This window comes from Dokdonella sp., from assembly GCF_036518555.1.
GTDB lineage: Bacteria > Pseudomonadota > Gammaproteobacteria > Xanthomonadales > Rhodanobacteraceae > Dokdonella_A.
In genome coordinates, this window is the sequence record NZ_DATDMY010000302.1 from 1 (window position 1) to 20,454 (window position 20,454).

15 protein-coding genes and 2 pseudogenes are annotated in these 20,454 nt (G+C 69.7%); 9 read left to right on the top strand and 8 right to left on the bottom strand.

The features are described 5' to 3' along the window. Together VI238_RS16230 and VI238_RS16235 are read left to right on the top strand one after the other, a co-directional pair. Nucleotides 1–267 (top strand): AMP-binding enzyme (locus VI238_RS16230; RefSeq protein WP_414650079.1); only part of this gene is annotated, 267 nt, incomplete at its 5' end. 109 nt (nucleotides 268–376) lie between these two features. Next, nucleotides 377–1,027 (top strand): response regulator transcription factor, encoded by a 651-nt coding sequence (locus tag VI238_RS16235; RefSeq protein WP_331653218.1) that lies wholly within the window; start codon nucleotides 377–379, stop codon nucleotides 1,025–1,027. A gap of 109 nt (nucleotides 1,028–1,136) precedes the next feature. On the opposite strand, the gene VI238_RS16240 is transcribed toward VI238_RS16235, so the two are convergent. Then, the gene (locus tag VI238_RS16240; protein ID WP_331653220.1) at nucleotides 1,137–4,664 is read right to left on the bottom strand and encodes a PAS domain-containing hybrid sensor histidine kinase/response regulator; all 3,528 of its coding nucleotides are present in this window, start codon (nucleotides 4,662–4,664) and stop codon (nucleotides 1,137–1,139) included. Between the two features lie 109 nt (nucleotides 4,665–4,773). Here VI238_RS16240 and VI238_RS16245 point away from each other — a divergent pair, with 109 nt between their 5' ends. After that, complete coding sequence (locus VI238_RS16245; RefSeq protein WP_331653222.1) at nucleotides 4,774–5,442, top strand: DedA family protein; 669 nt, start codon at nucleotides 4,774–4,776, stop codon at nucleotides 5,440–5,442. A gap of 12 nt (nucleotides 5,443–5,454) precedes the next feature. On the opposite strand, the gene VI238_RS16250 is transcribed toward VI238_RS16245, so the two are convergent. Together VI238_RS16250 and VI238_RS16255 are read right to left on the bottom strand one after the other, a co-directional pair. After that, nucleotides 5,455–6,450 (bottom strand): ribokinase, encoded by a 996-nt coding sequence (locus VI238_RS16250; RefSeq protein WP_331653224.1) that lies wholly within the window; start codon nucleotides 6,448–6,450, stop codon nucleotides 5,455–5,457. 16 nt (nucleotides 6,451–6,466) lie between these two features. Then, the gene (locus VI238_RS16255; RefSeq protein WP_331653226.1) at nucleotides 6,467–7,783 is read right to left on the bottom strand and encodes a NupC/NupG family nucleoside CNT transporter; all 1,317 of its coding nucleotides are present in this window, start codon (nucleotides 7,781–7,783) and stop codon (nucleotides 6,467–6,469) included. 146 nt (nucleotides 7,784–7,929) lie between these two features. Here VI238_RS16255 and VI238_RS16260 point away from each other — a divergent pair, with 146 nt between their 5' ends. From VI238_RS16260 to VI238_RS16275, 4 genes are all read left to right on the top strand, one after another. Further along, nucleotides 7,930–9,696 (top strand): LTA synthase family protein, encoded by a 1,767-nt coding sequence (locus tag VI238_RS16260; RefSeq protein ID WP_331653228.1) that lies wholly within the window; start codon nucleotides 7,930–7,932, stop codon nucleotides 9,694–9,696. A 127-nt stretch (nucleotides 9,697–9,823) separates the two neighbouring features. Then, a complete protein-coding gene (locus VI238_RS16265; protein WP_331653231.1) occupies nucleotides 9,824–10,834 on the top strand; it encodes an ACT domain-containing protein in 1,011 nt (336 codons plus the stop codon). A 129-nt stretch (nucleotides 10,835–10,963) separates the two neighbouring features. Further along, entirely contained in the window at nucleotides 10,964–12,178 is a 1,215-nt protein-coding gene (locus VI238_RS16270) for a sterol desaturase family protein (protein ID WP_331653233.1), read from the top strand. 93 nt (nucleotides 12,179–12,271) lie between these two features. Then, entirely contained in the window at nucleotides 12,272–12,961 is a 690-nt protein-coding gene (locus VI238_RS16275) for a hypothetical protein (RefSeq protein ID WP_331653235.1), read from the top strand. Between the two features lie 11 nt (nucleotides 12,962–12,972). Here the strand turns inward: VI238_RS16275 and VI238_RS16280 are convergent, their stop codons facing one another. The 3 genes and pseudogenes from VI238_RS16280 to VI238_RS16290 all read right to left on the bottom strand — a co-directional run bounded on the left by VI238_RS16280 (nucleotide 12,973) and on the right by VI238_RS16290 (nucleotide 16,219). Next, a complete protein-coding gene (locus tag VI238_RS16280; protein ID WP_331653237.1) occupies nucleotides 12,973–14,367 on the bottom strand; it encodes a tetratricopeptide repeat protein in 1,395 nt (464 codons plus the stop codon). Between the two features lie 219 nt (nucleotides 14,368–14,586). Continuing rightward, nucleotides 14,587–15,327, bottom strand: a pseudogene (locus VI238_RS18785) (serine/threonine-protein kinase); the annotation flags it as partial. Between the two features lie 298 nt (nucleotides 15,328–15,625). After that, nucleotides 15,626–16,219 carry an ECF-type sigma factor gene (locus VI238_RS16290; protein ID WP_331653241.1) on the bottom strand — a complete coding sequence of 198 codons (594 nt, stop codon included), beginning with the start codon at nucleotides 16,217–16,219 and terminating at the stop codon, nucleotides 15,626–15,628. Between the two features lie 198 nt (nucleotides 16,220–16,417). On the opposite strand from VI238_RS16290, the gene VI238_RS16295 reads away from it, so the two are divergent. After that, nucleotides 16,418–16,861, top strand: coding sequence for a hypothetical protein (locus VI238_RS16295; protein ID WP_331653243.1), 444 nt, complete (start codon nucleotides 16,418–16,420; stop codon nucleotides 16,859–16,861). 197 nt (nucleotides 16,862–17,058) lie between these two features. Here the strand turns inward: VI238_RS16295 and VI238_RS16300 are convergent. After that, nucleotides 17,059–17,651, bottom strand: a pseudogene (locus tag VI238_RS16300) (MBL fold metallo-hydrolase). A 63-nt stretch (nucleotides 17,652–17,714) separates the two neighbouring features. After that, entirely contained in the window at nucleotides 17,715–17,969 is a 255-nt protein-coding gene (locus VI238_RS16305; protein ID WP_331653247.1) for a hypothetical protein, read from the bottom strand. Nucleotides 17,970–18,141: 172 nt separating this feature from the next. Here VI238_RS16305 and VI238_RS16310 point away from each other — a divergent pair. Further along, nucleotides 18,142–20,454, top strand: a 2,313-nt coding sequence (locus VI238_RS16310; RefSeq protein WP_331653248.1) for an indolepyruvate ferredoxin oxidoreductase family protein, incomplete at its 3' end; no start/stop codon positions are given.

Consider the following 20,454-nt stretch of genomic DNA (forward strand, 5'->3'; position numbering starts at 1 on the left):
GCCTACGTCACGCTCAAGAGCGGCGAGGCGCCGACCGACGACCTGCGCAAGGAACTCGTCACCTGGGTGCGCAAGGAGATCGGTCCGATCGCGACGCCGGACCAGCTGCAATGGGCGCCCGGCCTGCCGAAGACGCGTTCGGGCAAGATCATGCGACGCATCCTGCGCAAGATCGCCGAGAACGCACCGGACCAGCTCGGCGACACGTCGACGCTCGCGGACCCGTCGGTGGTGAAGAACCTCGTCGACGAGCGGCTCGTGAAATGAAGCCGGAGCGAAGGCCGACGGCCGACGGCCGAGGGCGACGGCCGCGTCCGGCGTGGCGTAGCGCCTTGCGCCCGGCCCTCGGCCCCGGGCCCACAGCCCTGCCAAGCCCATGCGCGAAGTCCTGATCGCCGACGACCACCCGCTGTTCCGCGACGCGCTCAAGCGCGCGGTGCAGACCGAGTGGCCGAACGCGCTGCTGCACGAAGCGGACAGCGTGCCCGCGCTGCAGGCGCTCATCGATGCGCATCCGGACGCGGAACTGCTTCTGCTCGACCTGCACATGCCGGGTGCGAGCGGCTTCTCCGCGCTCGTGCACGTGCGCAGCCAGCACCCGGGCCTGCCGATCGTCGTCGTGTCCGCGCACGAGGAGAGCGCGGTGATCGCACGCGCGGTCGCGCACGGCGCATCCGGCTACATCCCGAAGTCGGCATCGATCGGCACGATCGTCGAGGCGATCCGCGGCGTGCTCGCGGGCGAGGTGTGGCTGCCCGAGTCGCTCGTCGGCACGGGCGCTTCGCTCGAGCCCGGGGAAGCCGACGCCGCCGCTCGCATCGCCGACCTCACGCCGCAGCAGTTCCGCGTGCTCGCGATGATCGCCGAGGGCCTGCTCAACAAGCAGATCGCCTACGACCTCGGCGTTTCGGAGGCAACGGTCAAGGCGCACATGACCGCGATCATGCGCAAGCTCGGCGTCGGCAACCGCACCCAGGTCGCGCTGCTCGCGAGCCAGCTCGCCGTCGATGGCGAACCGCTGGCGTGAGGGCTGCTTCGTCCTTGAAGCAAGAGCCTGAAACACGAAGCACACCGAGCACACCGAGAAATGCCGTTCTCGTTCTGCTCTTCTTCGTGTGCTCGGTGTGCTTCGTGTTTCAGGCTTCCGCTTTTCGCTCCTGAGGCCCTTCGGGCTCGGCCGCCCGCCGCGCGCGCCGGCCGAGCTGCGCGATGACCGCGCGCAAGGCGGCGGGCCGCACGGGCTTGTGCAGCACGACGTAGCCGGCTTCGCGCGCCTGCGCATGCAGATCGACGCCGTGGTCGGCCGTGATCAGCGCGCCCGGCGGTGGTGGCTCGCAGGCCGCGCGCACGCGGGCGAGCGCATCGATGCCGTTCTCGCCCGCGTCGAGGTGGTAGTCGGCGAGCACGAGGTCGGGCCGCCGCCGGCGCGCCGCGTCGACCGCGCCCGCGATGTCGCCGGCGAGGTCGCAGGCGACGCCCCATTGCCCGAGCAGCGTCGCCATGCCGTCGAGGATCGCCGCGTCGTTGTCGATGCACAGCACGCGCAGGTCGGCGGCGAGGCCGATCGCGCGCGGGCGCACGGGCGCCGCGCTGTTTTCCGCGGCCATCGGCTTCGCGCGCGCGACGGTCACCGAGAACACGCTGCCGTGCCCCGGACTGGAGCGCAGGTCGAGCCGGTGACCGAGCAGGCGCGCCATGCGTTCGCAGATCGAGAGGCCGAGGCCGAGGCCCTTCTCGCCCCACGGCGACACCTGCGTGCCGCGGTGGAACTCCTCGAAGATCGCATGCTGCTGCTCGGGCGAGATGCCCGGGCCCGAATCGCGCACCTCGATGCGCCAGGCATCGACGCCCGCGCGGCGAACGCCGAGCAGCACGCTGCCGCTGCGCGTGTAGCGCAGCGCATTGGCGAGGAAGTTCTGCAGGATGCGCCGCAGCAGCTGCGGGTCGCTGCGCACCCAGGCGCGCGTCGGAGCGAAGCGCAGGCGGATCGCGCGCGCGTTCGCCTGCACGCCGAACTGGTGCCGCAGCGGTTCGATGACGTCGGCAAGCGCCACCGTGCCGATCTCGGCGCGGTAGCGGCCCGCGTCGAGGCGCGACGCTTCGAGCAGCGCGTCGAGCAGTTCCTCGGCGGCCTTGAATGCGGTGTCGATGCGCTCGGCGAGGCGCGCCGATTCGGCGTCGAGCTGCGGCTGCTGGCGCAGCGCGGAGGTGAACAGGCGCGCGGCATTGAGCGGTTGCAGCAGGTCATGGCTCGCCGCGGCGAGGAAGCGCGTCTTGGAAAGGTTCGCCGATTCGGCCAGGCGCTTGGCCTGCTCCTGCGCCGCGAGCGCCTCGGACAGCTCGTGCGTGCGCTGCTCCACGCGCTGCTCGAGCGTCTCGTTCACCTCGATCAACGCCTGCTCGGCGTGCTTGTAGGCGGTGACGTCGTTGAACGTCGTGAGATAGCCGCCGCCGGGCAGCGGCTCGCCGCGCGTCTCGATCACGCGGCCGTCGTCGCGCGTGCGCAGCCAGATGTGCGGGCGGGCGCGGCGCAGGTGCGCGATGCGCTTGCGCACGTGCGCGTCGACCTCGCCGGGGCCGAGCAGGCCGTGCTCGGCGTTGTAGCGGATCAGGTCGGCGATCGGGCGACCGACGTAGACGTAGCCTTCCGGGTAATCGAAGAAGTCGAGGTAGCGGCGGTTCCAGGCGACGATGCGCAGGTTCGTATCGACGACGCTGATGCCTTGCATCATGTTCTCGAACGTGACCGCCATGAGCTCGCGGTTGAAGCGCAGCTCCTGCGACGTCTCGTCGAGCATCGCGACCGCTTCGGTGAGGTCGAGGCCGGTGCCGCGCAGCGCGGTGGTGAGCATGCGGCGCGCCGTTGCGGCGCCGACCGCGCTCGCGAGCAGGCGCTCGGTGTGCTGCAGCAGCGCGCGATCGGCGTAGGCGTCGTTTGCGAGCGTCGCCTGCTCGGCCTGGGCGTAGTTCGCGAACGCGCGCTCGGCGTTGCGCTCGCCGACGATGCGCTCGGCGATCGCACGCAGTTCGCCGACGCGCACGCGCCCGCGCCATTCGCCGACCCCGGACGGCCGCGCGAAGTCGGGGTCGAGGAAGGCCGCCGCGCGCAGGCGCTCGTCGACCCCGGGGCGGAAGCGCAGCGAGACGAACACGAGCAGCGCGACGTTGAACAGCAACGACCAGAACGCGCCGTGCGTGACCGGCTCCCAGCCCTGCAGGTTGAACAGCGCGTGCGGCCGCAGCCAGGCGATCGCGTACGGGCCGCGCTCCATCCACTGCGTCGAGAGCCAGCCTGCGCTCGACACCGTCGGCAGCAGCAAGGTGTAGGTCCAGACCGCGAAGCCGGCGACGAGGCCGCAGATGACGCCGAGCCGGCTCGCGCTGCGCCAATACAGGCCGCTCACGATCGCCGGGGCGAACTGCGCGACCGCGGCGAACGACAGCAGGCCTATCGCGGCGAGGTTCTGGCTCTGCGTGCTGGCCCGGTAGTAGGCGAACGCGAGCAGCACGAGCACGACGATCGCGACGCGCCGCACGCCGAGCACGATGCCGGACAGGTCTTCGCGCTGCTCGAGCCGCAGCGCGCGGATGCGCAGCAGCAGCGGCATCACGAGGTCGTTGCTGATCATCGTCGCGAGCGCGACGGAGGCGACGATGACCATGCCCGTCGCGGCCGAGTAGCCGCCGATGTAGGCGAAGATCGCGAGCAGGCGGTCGCCGTTGGCGAGCGGCAGCCACAGCACGTACGCGTCCGGCGAGATCGCGTGGCCGCGCGCGGCGGCCGCGCCCGCATGCACGATCGGCAGTGCGAACAGGCAGATCGTCGCGAGATAGATCGGGAACAGCCAGCGCGCGCGCCGCACGTCCGACGGATCCTCGCATTCGACCACGCCGACCTGGAACTGCCGCGGCAGGCAGAAGATCGCGGCGAACGCGAGCACGGTCTGGGCGACGAAGCCGCTCGGCAGCCCGTTCGACAGCGCCGACTGGAACGGCTGCACGAACACGTCGAGGTCGCGGCTGCTGCCGAGCGCGTACACGCCCACCGCGACGAACGCGAGCAGCTTGACCAGCGACTCGGCCGCGATCGCGAGCATCATGCCGTGGTGGTGTTCGCTCGCGTCGATGCCGCGCGTGCCGAACAGGATCGCGAACGCGGCGAGGATCAGCGCGATGTACAGCGCGGTGTCGCCGAACGGCGAAGCGGCGTGGCCGCCGCTGCCGGTGAGCACGGCGAAGCTCATGCCGACCGCCTTCAGCTGCAACGCCAGATACGGCACGATCGCGGTCACCGCGATGAGCGTGACGAGTGCGCCGAGTGCGTGCGACTTGCCGAAGCGCGAGCCGATGAAATCGGCGATCGATGTGATGCGACGTTCCTTGGCGACCGCGACGACGCGTTCGAACAAGCCGAAGCCGGCGACGAACAGCAGGATGGGACCGAGGTAGATCGGCAGGTACGCGAGGCCGTCGCGTGCGGCCGTGCCGACTGCGCCGTAGAAGGTCCACGACGAGCAGTAGACCGCGAGCGCGAGGCTGTAGACGATCGGCCGCAACCACGCGCGGGTCGGGTACAGAGGCCGCCGGTCGCCGTAGTAGGCGACGCCGAACAAGGCGCCGACGTACAGCACCGAAGCGAGCAGCAAGATCCAGCTCGGGATCATTCCGGACTCCTCGGCGACGCCGCGCGCCGCAGGCCGATCATACGACCGGCACGACGCGATGCGCGGCGGGACCGTAAAATGCGCTTCCCCGCACCCGCTCGGCCAGGCCATGGCGTTCCTAGACCAACTGATCGGCCTGTTCATCCAGCACGGCTACCTCGCCGTCTTCGTGGTGCTGCTGGTCAGCGGCTTCGGCGTGCCGATCCCGGAGGATCTCTCGCTGGTGGCGGGCGGCATCATCGCCGGCCTCGGCCACGCCGACGTGCGCGTGATGTGCGCGGTCGGCCTCGCCGGCGTTCTGGTCGGCGATTCCGTCGTGTTCCTCGTCGGGCGCACGTTCGGCGTGCGCGCGCTGCGCGTGCGCTGGATCGCGCACGTGCTCACGCCGCGGCGCCATGCGCAGGTGAAGGCGAAGTTCACGCGCTACGGCAATCGCCTCATGTTCGTCGCGCGCTTCCTGCCGGGGCTGCGCACCGCGGTGTTCCTCACCGCGGGCATGAGCCACCGCGTCTCGTTCGTGCGCTTCATCGCACTCGACGGCCTCGCCGCGCTGATCTCCGTGCCGTTCTGGGTCTGGCTCGGCTACCTCGGCGCCGAGCACCGCGAGTGGGTGCTCGCCCAGGTGCATCGCTCCCAGGGCGTGCTCGCCGTGCTGCTCGTCGCGCTCGTCGCACTCGTCGCGGTCTGGGCCTGGAGGCGCGGCCGCGACCGCCTGCGCCGGCTGCATGCGCACCGCGAACGGCGCGCGGAGCGGTCGGCTCGCGACGCCGAAGATTGAAGCGACACGATTTCAGGCTTTGTCTTCGCTCCGTGTCGATCCGAAGCGGCGCTCGACATCGGCCAGGCGCGGCATCGCCTCGGCCGCGCCGGGGCGCTCGGTCGACAGCGCGGCGCAGCGGTTCGCGTGCACGACCGCGTCGCGCAGCGGGCGATCGCGGGCGCGCAGGAGCGCCGCGACGAGCGCGCCCGAGAACGCGTCGCCGGCGCCGGTCGTGTCGACGACGCCCGCGCGTTCGGCGGCGATGCGGTAGTACGGCTGCGCATCGCCGCGAAGCCGAGCGTCGGCGTGCGAAACGAAGCAGCCGCGTGCGCCGAGCGTGGCGACGACGGTCGGCACGCCGAGCCCGCGCGCAAGCCGGTGCAACTCGGCGTCGTCGCGACACGCGAGCGTGTCGGCCTCGACGCGCGCGCCGCCGGTGCGTTCGAGCAGCAGCGCGAACTCGCTTTCGTTCGGCGTGACGACGTCGCAGCGCCCGAGCAGGGCAGCGTCGAGCGCGTCGTGCACGGGCGCAGGATTGAGCACGCGCAGCACGCCGCGCGATCCGGCCAGGTCGAGCGCCGCACGCGTGGCGCCGATGTCGTTCTCGAGCTGCACGAGCAGCACGCCGGCGGCGTCGAACAGGGCCGCGCATGCGCGCAGGAACGCGGGCTCGAGCCGCTCGTTCGCGCCGAGCGCGACGATGATGCGGTTCTGTCCGCTCGCTTCGACGACGATGCACGCGCTGCCGGTCGCCGTATCCGCGCGCACCTGCCAGCGCGCGTCGATGCCTTCGTCCGCGGCGAGCCGGCGCGCGCCGTCACCGGCGGCATCGGCGCCGATCGCGGCGACGAACGCGGTCGGCGCACCCTGGCGCACGCAGGCCACCGCCTGGTTGAAACCCTTGCCGCCCGCGGCGGTGCGGAAGGCGTCGCCGCGAAGGGTTTCGCCGGCCGATGGCGCGCGCTCGACCCGCCACGCGTAGTCCTGGTTGTAGCTGCCGACGACGAGCGCGATCGGTGCGGTCATCGCCGTCGCGCCGCGCTCAGAGCTGCTCGAGCACGCCCGCGATCGTCGCGGTCATGAACGTCGCGAGCGAGCCGCCGAGCACCGCGCGCAGGCCGAAACGCGCGAGGTCGGCGCGGCGGTTCGGCGCGAGGCCGCCGATGCCGCCGATCTGGATCGCGATCGACGAGAAGTTGGCGAAGCCGCACAGCGCGTAGGTCGCGATGAGCTGGCTCTCCTTCGACAACTGCGCCAGGTGCTTGGACATGTCGACGTAGGCGACGAACTCGTTGATGACGACTTTCTCGCCGATGAAGCTGCCGACGAGCGTGGCGTCGTGCCACGGCACGCCGATCAGCCACGCGATCGGCGCGAGGATCCAGCCGAAGATCGTCTGCAGCGACAGCTCGACCGGATGGCCGGCGTTCGCGCTCAGCCACGCATTGATCGACGCGCCGGCATCGTTGCCCCACGCGTGCGCGCCGAGCCACTGGATGGGTCCGTTGACGAGCGCGATCAGCGCGATGAACGCGAGCAGCATCGCGCCGACGTTGAGGGCGAGGCGCAAGCCGTCGGCGGCGCCGGTCGCGGCCGCGTCGATGACGTTCGCGGTGGTCTTCTCGACGTCGAGCTTGACCGTGCCGCGCGTGAGCGGCTCCTCGGTCTCCGGCACGAGGATCTTCGCGAGCATCAGCGTGGCAGGCGCGGCCATGATGCTCGCGGTGAGCAGGTGCTTGGCGAAGAACTGCTTCTGCACCGGATCGTCGCCGCCGAGCAGGCCCACGTAGGCGGCCATCACGCTGCCGGCGATGTGCGCCATGCCGCCGATCATCACGGTCATGAGCTCGGACTGCGTCATGCGCTCGATGTACGGCTTGATCGTCAGCGGCGCCTCGGTCTGGCCGATGAACACGCTCGCGCAGACGCTCGTCGTCTCCGCACCGGACACATTCATGACCTTGGTGATGATCCAGGCCATGCCCTTGACGATCTTCTGCATGATGCCGAGGTGGTAGAGCACGCCCGTCAGCGAGGCGAAGAAGATGATCGTCGGCAGCACCTGCACGGCGAACACGAAGCCGAACTTCGAGATGTCCATGAAGCTGCCGAAGATGAACTCCGACCCGACGCGGACGAAATCGAGCAGGCGCACGAAGCCGGTCGCGATCGCGTCGAAGACGTCGCGCCCGAGCGGCAGCTTGAGCACGATCGCGGCGAATGCGATCTGCAGGGTCACGCCGGTGAGCACGAGGCGCCAGTCGACGGCGCGCTTGTTCTTCGAGAACAGGAACGCGATCCCGACCAGTACGGCGAGGCCGAACAGCCCGAACGCGATGTGCCCCAGGGCCTGCATCATCTGGATAATCCCCCGGCCCGCGCGGCGCGGGCGATCGGGCGAGCGTAGAGCAGCCTTCGCGCGCGGCGCAAGGCGGCTCGCGTGTATGCTGTCCGGCGCAGCGACGTCGTTGCGCCGCGGTGCTTGCCGGGAGTCGAAGAGTCGAAATGGCGCTGCCACGTGCCCACCCGCCGCGCGAAGCGTCGCCACGCATCGGCCTGCCGCTCGCGCTCGCGTGCTACGCGGCCGTCGCGCTGCTGGCCGGCGCGGGGCTCGTCGCCTGGCTGGATCCCGCGTTCGCCGCGGACGGCGCCGCACTCGCGGCGTGGGGGAACGTGGCGACCAATGCGATTCCCTCGCTCGTGCTCGCGCTGCTGCTGCTGGCTTTGACGCGGCGATCGCTGTTGTCGCTCGGCCTTGCGCTGCTGCCGCTGTACCTCCTCTACTACGCCAACGCGATCAAGCTCGACCTGCTCGACACGCCGGTGATGCCCGCGGATTTCGTCCTGCTCGGCCATCTCGGCGACGGGGGCGCGCTGCTGCTGCACTACCTGCCCGCCGCCGCGCTCGGCGCCGCGCTCGCCGCTGCGGTCGCGATCGCCGCGCTGCTGCGCTGGGAACGCCCGTGGCAGCGGCTATGCGGGTGGCGTCGCGCACTGGTCGGACTCGGCGTGCTCGCGCTCGGCGCGAGCCTGCTCGGTGGGGCGACGCCGTGGTCGCACGTGTACGCCGCGGCGCAGGAGGCGGACTGGCGCGAGTGGTCGCCCGCGAAGTCGGCCGAGCACAGCGGCCTGCCCGCCACCCTGTTGCGCTACGCGTGGCGCACCGCGTTCGTGTTGCCTGAACCGGACCGCGCGCTGGCGCAGCGGTTCATGCAGGCGCACTCCGGCGCCACGGCATCGTCGGCGCAGGCGGCCGCTTCCGAGCGTCCGGACATCGTGGTCGTGCAGAGCGAATCGTTCTTCGATCCGGCGCGCCTGCGCGGGCTCGAGGCGTCGCAGGTATTGCCCGAGTTCCGTCGCGTCGCTGCCGTTTCGCGCCATGGCGACCTGTGGGTACCGACCTACGGCGGCGGCACGATCCGCACCGAGTTCGAAGTGCTCACGGGCATCGCGATGCGCTATTTCCCGGACGTGCAGTATCCGTACTTCCGCCTCACCGCGACCGCGGTGCCGAGCCTTGCGAGCGTGCTCGCCGAGCGCGGCTACGCGACGATCGCGGTGCATCCGCACGAGCGCGACTTCTGGAATCGCGCGGCCGCGCTCGCCCACCTCGGGTTCGCCGAATTCGACGGCCAGGAAACGTTCGGCAATGCCGCGCGCGTGGGTTGGTACATCGGCGACGACGCGCTCGTCGACCACGTGCTGCAGCGCCTGGATGCGGCCACCTCGCCCGCCTTCGTGTTCGCGATCAGCATGGAGAACCACGGTCCGTACGCCGGGTTCCCGAACGCGGACGCGAAGGACATCGCCGCCCAGCCGGTACCGCCGGGCGCGAGCGCCGCAGCGGCCGAGCGCCTGCGCGGCTACCTCTACCACCTCTCCCACGCCGACCGCGCCCTCGGCCGGCTCGCCGACGCGCTCCGTCAGCGACCACGGCGCACGCTGCTGCTGTTCTACGGCGACCACCTGCCGTCGCTGCCGCGGATCTACGAAGGCGACGGCTTCGACGACGGCGAGGGTGGCCCGTCGCAGCCCGTGCCCTGGCTGCTGTTCGACACTGCGCATCCGCTGGACGCGCCGGCGAGCGAGACGACGGCATCGTTCTACCTGCCCGCGCTGTTGCTCGCGGCGGCCGGGATCGACGACGGCGGCTACTTCACCGCGCTCGAGTCGGCGCGGCGCCTCGACCGGCCCGGATCGAGCTGGACGCCGCGCGATGACGAAGCGCTCGGCGCGATCATGCAACTGCGTCAGCGCGGCGAGGCGCCCTGAGCGACGCGCCGATCGCGAGTGGATCGCGCGGCTCAGGCACGCTCGGCCACCATCCCGAAATGCGCGCCGGGCACGCGCCGCCGCCGAGTGCAGTGCGAACATGCAGGGTCCATCAACGAGGATAGCCATGACTGCCGTTGTCATCCGCGATCTTGCCGATGAGGAGGCGGCCGACCTCGGGCGCCTGCTCGTGGCGGTGTATTCCGGCCTCGACGGCTTCCCCGGCCCGCACGAGCAGCCTGCGTACTACGACATGCTCATGCGCATCGGCGAGTTCACGCGCCGCCGCGGCGTCCGCGTGCTCGTGGCGGCCGGACCGGACGCGCAACTGCTCGGCGGCGTCGTGTACTTCGGCGACATGCGCGAGTACGGCTCGGGCGGGTCGGCGACGCGCGTGACCGGCGCATCCGGGATCCGCCTCCTCGGCGTTGCCCCGGGCGCGCGCGGCAAGGGCGTCGGCAAGGCGCTCACCCTCGCGTGCATCGACCTCGCGCGGTCGGCCGGGCACGCCGAGGTCGTGCTGCACACGACGCAGGCGATGGGCACGGCGTGGGCGTTGTACGAGCGGCTCGGCTTCGCGCGCTCCGCGGACCTCGACTTCCTGCAGGGTACCTTGCCGGTGTTCGGGTTCCGCCTGCGCCTCGCGGGCAGCGACCAGGGCGCAGGCGTGCACGCCGAATCGATCGCGCCCGACGACGAGGGAGCAGACGGGCTGGCGCGCCTGCTCGCGTCGCTGCAGCCGACGCTGAATCCCGGCCTGTTCGTGTTCGTGCGCGTGGACGCACTGAGCGACGCGGAGGCGCTCGATGCGCTCGCGGTATTCCGCGAAGCCGAGGGCATGACGGCCGTGGTACCCGAGCCGCAGGCGCGCCGCGCGGGCCTGGCCGGTTTCACGGCCGCGTGGATCACGCTCGCGGTCCACTCGGACCTGCAGGCTGTCGGGCTGACGGCGGCCTTCTCGCGCGCATTGGCCGATGCGGGCATCGCGTGCAACGTCTTCGCGGCAATCCACCATGATCACGTCTTCGTGCCCGCCGAGCGGGGCGTCGACGCGCTGGCGTGCCTGCGTGCGTTGCAGCGGAACGCGCGCGTCCGCGGGGAGCCGGGCGCGTCGTCGGAGCACGCCCTGCCGCAGTGACGCTCCGGCCTCGAGGGCCACCCCTCATCCCTCGGGCCACGATCGGGCCCGCGCGCACGCTGCGCCAGCGCGCGGCCGGTACAATGCGCGACGCGGGCGTCCGTCGCGCTCGAAGGTCGAGGGGAGAACATGTCGAAGACGTCGGTGAGCAGGACGCCGTATGCAGTACGCGATGCGATCGACGCGCACGTCGAGGTCGCGCGAGCGACCGTCGACGACACCGCGCGCTTCCTAGCCGGCAGCGGTCCGCTCAGGTTCGGCCAGGGAACGATCGCGACGATCGTCGCGTTCTCGCTCGGCGTGCTCTGCCTGCTCGGCGTGCTCGCGTTCCATTTCCCGCAATACCTGACCACGCCGGAACTGCGCCACCAGTATTCGGTCGACGTGCTGCGCCAGATCATGTTCGTCGCGCTGCTCGTCGCGGGCGGCCTGGCGCTCGCGAATCTCGTGCTCGGCATCCGGCGCAACCTCAACCTCGTCGCGTTCGGGTTCGTGATCGTCGCGGTCGCGCTCGGCGGCTCGCGCGTGCCGGTCGGCGACTTCCCCGACCACACGCCGTACATCGGCCTCGACTGGTTCATCCTCGACCTGCTCGGTTCGACGGTCGTGTTCGTCGCGATCGAGAAACTGTTCCCGCTGTACAAGGAGCAGGCAGTGTTCCGGCCCGAATGGCAGACCGACCTCAAGCACTTCGCGGTCAACCATTTCCTCGTCGGCCTGATCCTGCTCACCGTGAACTTCGCGATCCACCATGGCTTCGCCTGGCTCGTCAGCCACGACTTCCAGCTTGCGGTGCAGCGCATCTGGTTCGTGCCGCAGCTGCTGCTGTGCATCCTCGTCGCCGACCTCGCGCAGTACTGGACGCATCGCGCGTACCACGAGATCCCGTTCCTGTGGAAGTTCCACGCCGTGCACCACAGCGCGAAGACGATGGACTGGCTCGCCGGTTCGCGCCAGCACGTCGCCGAGATCGTGTTCACGCGCGTGTGCGTGCTCGCGCCGCTGTTCGTGCTCGGCTTCAGCGAGGCGGTGATCAACACCTACATCATCGTGGTCGGCTTCCAGGCCGTGCTCAACCACGCCAACGTGCACCTGCCGTGGGGACCGCTGAAGTACCTGATCGTGACGCCGGACTTCCACCACTGGCACCACTCGTCCGACGACGAGGCGATCGACCGCAACTACGCCGCGCACTATTCGTTCCTCGATTACCTGTTCGGCACCGCGGTGAAGGTGCCCGCGCACAAGCCGCTGCCGGCGAAGTACGGCGTGGTCGGCGACTACATGCCGGACGGCTGGCGCGCGCAGCAGGCGTTTCCGTTCCGTGCCAAGCCGTCCGCGTGAGCGCGTCCATCGTGCACGCGCGTGACATACTACGAACGGCATCGTAATATGCGCATGTGAAAGCCACCCCACGAAGGAATCGCCATGCGCCGAATGATATGCCCGCTGCTGCTGGTTGCTGCCCTGCCTGCTCACGCCCGATTCTGCGATCCGCTTCCGCAGGATCCGATCACCGGTGGCGGGCAGGAATGCACGCAGACGCGGGTCGCCCTCTATGACCCATCGACTCAGGGCGTCGCGGCGGACTATTCGGAAGTGGCATTGTCGGGTATGCCCACCCCGCTGGAGTTCGCACTCGATCTGGCAGCGCTGCAGCCCAGATTTGAGGGCAAGGTGACCCTGCTGGAATTCGGCATCGCCCGAGGCGCCGTGACGGTCGATTCGCCGCCTTCGCCGGGTGGGCGCCTCGCGCTGGAGGCGGAGGTCGGAGAAAGCGCGTCGCAGAATCGCCAGCTGTATCTTCGCTGGGTATGGATCGAAGGCTCGCCGACGAACTCGGTGATGACCACCGCCGATCAGGGCCAGAGGGAGTCCCTGCAGGAAGTGGTGCCGCCGATGCCCGTCGAAGCTGAATTGAGCGTCACGGTCGAGCCCGATGCGGACTGGTGCCATCTGCGGATCAGCGCGAGCGACGGGGTCACGGACAAGTACGGGACGTACCAGGTCGCGCCGGGAAGTGCATGTACGACCGTCGTCCTCCGCAGCGGCGTCATGGGTCCGAACCTGACGGACGGCATGACGACGTTGTTCGACTATCATTCGCAATGGCTGTTCAACCGCTGATACGACGCGACTCACCGACGGCGCGACGTGGCCTGCGCGAGGCAGCGGTCGAGCCGCAATACGCTGGGCTCGTCAGGGGCGATCCGATGGAGTGCGATCACCGCGCCTTGGAGTGCGGCGATTGCCTCCGCTGAACGGGCGGGTCCGAGTTCGTTGCAGGCCAGTTCGCCCCGCGTGAGCGCGATGTTGAGCCCGCGCGGCGCGGGATTGGCTTCGAACACGGCCAAGGCTTGGCGCAGCACAGCGTCGGCTTCCGTGTGGCGTCCGCGCTCGCGCAGGCTCGAGCCGAGCGAAATTCGGTAGATCGCCAGATTGATATGGTCCGGTGGCAGCCGCTGCGTCGCTATCGCGACGGCCCGCTGCAGGTGTGCGAGTGCTTCGTCCACCTGCGCGCCCGAGGCCTGCAGGTGCGATCCGAGGTTGAATTCGGCGGAAGCGGCCTGGGCAGAGTCTCCGCCGTAGATCGCCACGACGATTGCCAATGACCGAGCGAACAGCGCACGCGCTTCGTCCTTGCGGCCTCGAGCCGACTCGATCGTCGCGAGCACCTGAGCCGTCCGGCTCGTATGCGCGCTGTTTTCGCCGTAGATGCGCTGATCGAGCTCCAGCGCCTCCTTCGCCAGCGGTTCGGCCTGGTCCATGTCGCCGTGATTGCGCGCGTGCATTGCCAACGCGATCAACGACTCGGCGAGGTATGGATCGTCCGGGGCGAGGTTGCGACGCATGCGCGGCAGGCTGAGCGCGAGTAGTGCCTGCGCATCGTCGACGCGTCCTGCAGCGCGCAAAACCCCGGCCAACTTCGTCGTCGCGCGCAGCGCGCGCGGGTCGTCCTCACCGTACGCGGTGGTCACGACGTCGACGTCTTCCTCGAGCAAGGGCACCGCTTCCTTGGTACGAGCGAGCGCCAGCAAGGTTTCCGCACGCGTCTCCAGCGTGCGTGAGCGCATGCCTGGATCCGGCGCATGGACAAGTCGGTCCACCGCATCGAGCATCTTGAGCGCGTCGGCAGGTCGACCGCGCCGATTCGCGACGACCGCGGTCTGAAGCAGCGCGGCCGCACGTTGCGTCGGATCAGTCGAGGTTGAATCGCGCAGGCTCGCCGCCGCACGGGCGAGGCGCTCGGCCGTATCGAGATCGTCGAACGCAAGATAGACGTCGCTCAACGCCGAGAGCATCGACGCTTTCAGGTCCGGCTGCGCCGCCAGGCCCGCTTCGACGCCCGCGCGCGCCTTGTCGACGAGCTCGCGCGCGCCGACATCGTGGCCACGCGTCTGTTCCGGTGCGGTCGAGCGGAACAGGCCGACCAGGAAATCGGTGACGGCCTCGGCCCGACCACGTTGGAAGACGGCCTGTTGCTCGCGCATCCGAGCGTCGTCGCGTTGGCGGGCGAGCTCGCGGTTGGTCACGATGCCGTACGCCACGAAACCGACGAGCAGCGCCGCCGCGACCGCACCGAAGCCGGTCGCGACCGCATGACGATGAACGAAGCGCCGCGCGCGATAGCCGCGTTCATGCGCGCGAATCGAAATCGGTCGTCGCGCGAGATGGCGCTCGATGTCGTCGGCGAGCGCGGCGACCGAGGCGTAGCGCCGCTGCGGTTCCTTCTCGAGGCAGCGTGCGACGATCGCGTCGATGTCGCCTTGGAGGGCGCGTCGCAGGGCGCTCGCATTGGCGAGGCCGCGGCGATCCGCCGCCTCGAGCGTACAAGCTACGCTCGGAAGGAGCGGCGGCGCATGCTCGACACGCTCCATGGCCGCCTCGGCATCCAGGCCGTCGACGTCGATCGGCCGCATGCCGCCGACGAGTTCGCACAGCAGCACGCCGAGCGCGTAGACGTCGGCCGCGACACCGACCGGGTCGTTCGGCCGGAACTGTTCCGGCGCCGCGGAATGCGGCGACAGGAAGATGCCCGCCGCGAGGGTCTCGCCATGGTCGGGCGCCCCGTCCGCGAGTCGCATCGCGATGCCGAAATCGAGCAGCTTGGCGAGTCCGTCGTCCCGCACCAGCACGTTGGCCGACTTGATGTCGCGATGCACGACCAATTGGGCGTGTGCGTACTGGACCGCGGCGCATACGTCGAGGAACAGGCCAAGGCGAGCGCGCAGCGCCAGCGCGCGCTCGTCGCAATGACGCGTGATCGGCACGCCCTCGACGTACTCCATCGCGAAATACGCGGTGCCGTCCGCGCCCGCACCGGCGTCGATGAGGCGTGCGATGTGCGGGTGCTCGAGTGCGGCGAGCAGGCGGTATTCGCGTGCGAGCCGCGGCGCGGCATCGGCGCCGAAGCGCGTGCCCGCGACGAGTTTGAGCGCGACGCGCTGCGCGACCGTGCCGTCGTCGCGCTCGGCGAGGTAGACCACGCCCATGCCGCCGCGTGCGAGCTCGCGCACGACACGGAATGCGCCGAAGCGCGCGCCGGCCGGCGCCTCGCACCAGAGCGCGCCGACGCCAGCGTCGATGCCGCGCGCGATGCGGTCGTCGCGGGTTGGCGCGAGATCGGCGTGGGTCGCGAGAAGACGTTCGACCAGGGCACGCACTTCCGGCTCGCCGGCGGTCGCATCGAGCAGGTGGCGCTCGCGTTGCACGTCGTCGAGGTCGACGCAGGCGTCGAACAGCTCGCGTGCGCGCGCCCACAGGCGAGCGTCGTCGGCGCGTTCGGCCACGTCAGGTCGCCGGCGCGCCGGGTTCGAGGCGCGCGTGCAGCCACGCGCGCGCGAATTGCCACGATCGCTTGACCGTGCGCTCGGAGAGTTCAAGCACGTCGCCGACCTCGGGCACGGTAAGTCCCGCGAAGTAGCGCAGTTCGACGATCTCGGCGGCACGCGGATCGACCGTCGACAGTTCGTCGAGCAGGCGATCTACTTCGACGAGATCGGCCACGCGTTCGACGTCAGCGATGTCGGCTTCCGCGCCGAGCTGGTCGAGGCTGAGCGGCGCCTGCGCGCCGCCGCGCTTGTCCGCACCGCGCTCGCGGAAATGATCGGCGACGACGCGGCGCATCACGCGCGCGGCGATCGCGAGGAAGTGCTGGCGGTTGCGGAAATCGGCGCGCTGGCCCGGGAAAAGCCGCGCGTAGGCCTCGCCGATGAGATCGGTCGGCTGCCACGTCATCGGCGCGCTGCGGCGCAGGCGATGCGCGGCGAGCTGGCGCAGCAGGGGATACAGGCGCGTGAACAGCGCGAGCTCCTCGTCCTTGCTGCCTCCGCTGCGCCAGCGTTGGAGGAGGGCGGTGATCTCGTCCGAATCGGAAGTGGGCATCGTCGAAGCCGTGTCGTTGTGCGTCGGGACCGTGGCCCGCTTTTCCAGGAATCGCCGCGTCGTTGAGGCAATGGGCGGATGGACCGCCCAGCCGCAACCGCCCCGGCCCGACCGGCGCGGTGGCCGGCGGACGCCTGCTTTCGGCCGCAGGCGGACGAATCCTACTGGAGCCGAGCACCCAATACGATCGAGGTCACCATGAACCATGCTCTCAGCCGTTTCACCCAGCGCATCGCCAGCGGCTCCTGTGCCGCCGCCATCGCCGTCGCCGCGTCGGCGTTCGCCGCGGTCGCGATGCCCGCGTCGGCGCAGGCCGCGCCGACCCTGACCTGCACGGTCACGCCCGGCGGCACGCCGAGCACCACAAACTGCGGAACCAGCGTCGTCAACACGGCGTACAACGCGAACTTCGTCGTCACGGGACTGCCGTCAGGCACGTACAGCTACGCGTGGACGGCCACCGGTGCGCTGCCGCAGCCGATCTCGTGCTCCGGCTCGATCTGCAACCAGGCGCTCGATGCCGACCATCAGGATGTGCGCGAGAAGGTGCAGGTCGTCGCGACGAACACCGCGACGAACGCGACGTACACGCTGAGCGTGCGCGTCGGCCTGTTCGCAGTCTGCGGCGCCTACCTCTGCTGAAGACGGGCAATCGACCGGTCCGGCGCCATGCGGCCGGCGCGCTGCATGGCGCCGGCCTTCGCCGTGCCCGGAGCGCATCCTCGCGGAAGCGGTTCGCGCCCGCCGATGATTCACGCGCGCAGCGCGCGTTCCGGCTTCGCGCCACGCGGATACCGTGAGATCGGCCATCGGAACGACGCGTCCGCAGTGAGCGGCCTTCAGAACAATGCGTCGTCGCGCGCCTCGAGCAGGTCGACGCCGCACTCGAGTCGTTCGATCCAGCCGATGAAGCGTTCGACATGGTCCTTGCCGCGGATCGGCAGGCCGTGTTGCGGCACGATCATGTCGATGTCGAGCCGGCGTGCACGCCGGGCCCACCAGCGGCAGGCGCGATTGGACGCCATGTAGCGGCGATGGAACGCCGCCATGCGCGGGATGTGCGCGTCGGAATCCTCGACCGGCGCATACGGCGTGTCCGCGCCGACCATCGATGCGCCGAGATCGCCGCTGAACAGGATGCGGCTGACCGGATCGTAGAACTGGAAATTGCCGACGCTGTGCAGGAAATGCACCGGCACGGCCTGCAGGTGGCTGCGTCCGAGCGGGATCTGCGCGCCCTCGTCCGGGAGCAGCAGGTAGCGGTCGCTGCCGGCATTCTTCTGGCAGTGCGGCACGCTGTGCGGAATGAAGCGCCCCACAGGCGCGAGCAGACCACGGGCGCGCCCGTGTAGAGCAGCCAGCTGTCGACGGAGCCGATGATGTCCGGGTCCTGGCGCGAAGCGAGCACCCAGGTCAGTTCGCGCGGGTGCACGTAGGCGGTGCCATGTTGAGCGGCGTGTACAGCAACGCGCCACCCGGATCGATGAGCGCCGATTCATTGCTCGTCCACGTTCGTCACTAGGAAGCCATTGAGCGCGTCGTTCCATACGTCGATGACCGAAACGCGTCGCTTTGCGAGAAACGTCGAAACGTCCGTGTTGATCTTATCGAGCGCATAGCCGGGGGGGTGGTCGAGCACGACCATGTATTGGCCGCGAATCGTCGTCCCGTCGGTATGGACGAGAAATTCTCCCGCAGCGGCGGGTACGCAGAACAGAAGCGCGGGCAGAAATTTCAGCAAATGTCTCATACGCGTTCCTTTTTGCGCAAAATGCGCGAGTCAGGGTGCAGCGAGAGTCATTGTTGACGTGTGACGGAATGCGCCGAGCCTCTCGGGAGGCGCTGCATGATCGGCCCCTAAACTCCGCCGGGCGGCCTGCTACAATCCCGCTCTTGTCCCGACCCGTCCGCCGGTAGCCGCCATGTCCGTCCCCGCCAGCCAGATCGAGCCCGCGCTCGTCGACCGCGAGTACACGCTCGAGCACAAGTACACGCGTGCCGAAGGCCGCATCTACCTGTCCGGCGTGCAGGCGCTCGTGCGCCTGCCGCTCATGCAGCAGATGCGCGACCGTGCCGCGGGGCAGAACACGGCGGGGTTCATCTCGGGTTACCGCGGTTCGCCGCTCGGCGGCTTCGACCTCGAGCTGTGGAAGGCGAAGAAGCATCTCGCCGCGTCGAACATCGAATTCACGCCCGGCCTCAACGAGGACCTCGGCGCGACGATGGTATGGGGCACGCAGCAGGCGAACCTGTTCCCGGGCGCGAAGTACGACGGCGTGTTCTCGATGTGGTACGGCAAGGGCCCCGGCGTCGACCGCTGCGGCGACGTGTTCAAGCACGGCAACGCGGCCGGCACCTCGACGTTCGGCGGCGTGCTCGCGCTCGCGGCCGACGACCACGCGTGCCGCTCGTCGACGCTGCCGCACGGCAGCGAACTCGAGTTCGTCTCGGCGATGATGCCGGTGCTGAACCCGGCCGGCGTGCAGGACATCCTCGACATGGGCCTGCTCGGCTGGGCGATGTCGCGCTTCACGGGGCGCTGGGTCGGCTTCAAGACGATCGCCGAGACGGTGGAGTCGTCGGCCTCGGTCAACGTCAACCCGCACCAGCTCGAGATCGTGCAGCCGGAGGATTTCGTGCTGCCGCCGGGCGGACTCAACATCCGCTGGCCGGATCCGCCGCTGAACCAGGAAATGCGCCTGCACCAGTACGCGGTGCAGGCGGCGTGCGCGTTCGCGCGCGCGAACCGCATCGACAAGGTCGTGCTCGACTCGCCGAAGGCGCGCCTCGGCATCGTCACGACCGGCAAGAGCTACCTCGACGTGCTGCAGGCGCTCGAGTACCTCGGCATCAGCGCGGACGACGCGCGCGCGATCGGCATCCGCGTCTACAAGGTCGGCATGACCTGGCCGCTCGAGCCGGTCGGCATCCGCGAGTTCGCGCGCGGCCTCGAGGACATCATCGTCGTCGAGGAAAAGCGCTCCTTCATCGAATCGCAGATGAAGGAGCACATGTACAACTGGGACGAGGCGCGGCGTCCGCACATCGTCGGCAAGTACGACGAGGCGGGCAACTGGATCCTGCCTTCGACGAACGAACTGACGCCGGCGATGATCGCGCTGGTGATCGCGCAGCGGCTCGGCCGCTTCTTCACGAGCGAGGCGATGAGCGCGCGCGTGGCGTGGATCCAGGCGAAGGAGAAGGAGCTCACCTTGCCGCGGGCGAACTTCCCGCGCGCCGCGCACTACTGCTCGGGATGCCCGCACAACACCTCGACCGCGGTGCCTGAAGGTTCGCGCGCGCTCGCAGGCATCGGCTGCCACTACATGGTCACCTGGATGGACCGGCGCACCGACACGTTCACGCAGATGGGCGGCGAAGGCGTCACCTGGTGCGGCCAGGCACCGTTCACCGAAACGAAACACGTATTCCAGAACCTCGGCGACGGCACCTACTTCCATTCCGGCTCGCTCGCGATCCGGCAGGCGATCGCGGCGAAGGTCAACATCACCTACAAGATCCTCTACAACGACGCGGTCGCGATGACCGGCGGGCAGCCCGTCGACGGCACGCTCACCGTGCCCGACATCGCGCACCAGGTGCGCAGCGAGGGCGTGCAGACGATCGTCGTGATGTCCGACGACATCGCGAAGTGGAGCCGCCCGGAGATCTTCCCGACCGGCGTCGAGTTCATCCACCGCGACGAACTCGATGCGGTGCAGAAGCGCCTGCGCGAAGTTCCGGGCGTGTCCGTGCTCATCTACGACCAGACCTGCGCGACCGAGAAGCGCCGCCGCCGCAAGCGCGGCAAGATGGTCGATCCGAACAAGCGCATCTTCATCAACTCGCTCGTCTGCGAAGGCTGCGGCGACTGCGGCGAGAAGTCGTTCTGCGTGTCGGTGCTGCCGAAGGAAACCGAATACGGCCGCAAGCGTGAGATCGACCAGAGCAACTGCAACAAGGATTTCTCCTGCGTCAAGGGCTTCTGCCCGAGCTTCGTCTCGGTCGTCGGCGGCGGCCTGAAGAAGAAGAAGGGCAAGGGCGCGGTCGACTTCTCGACCTTGCCGGCGCCCACGTTCGCGAGCGACCTCGCCCAGCCGTGGAACATCCTCGTCACCGGCATCGGCGGCACCGGCGTCGTCACGATCGGTGCCTTGATCGGCATGGCCGCGCACCTCGAAGGCAAGGGCGGCACGGTGCTCGACCAGACCGGCCTCGCGCAGAAGGGCGGCGCG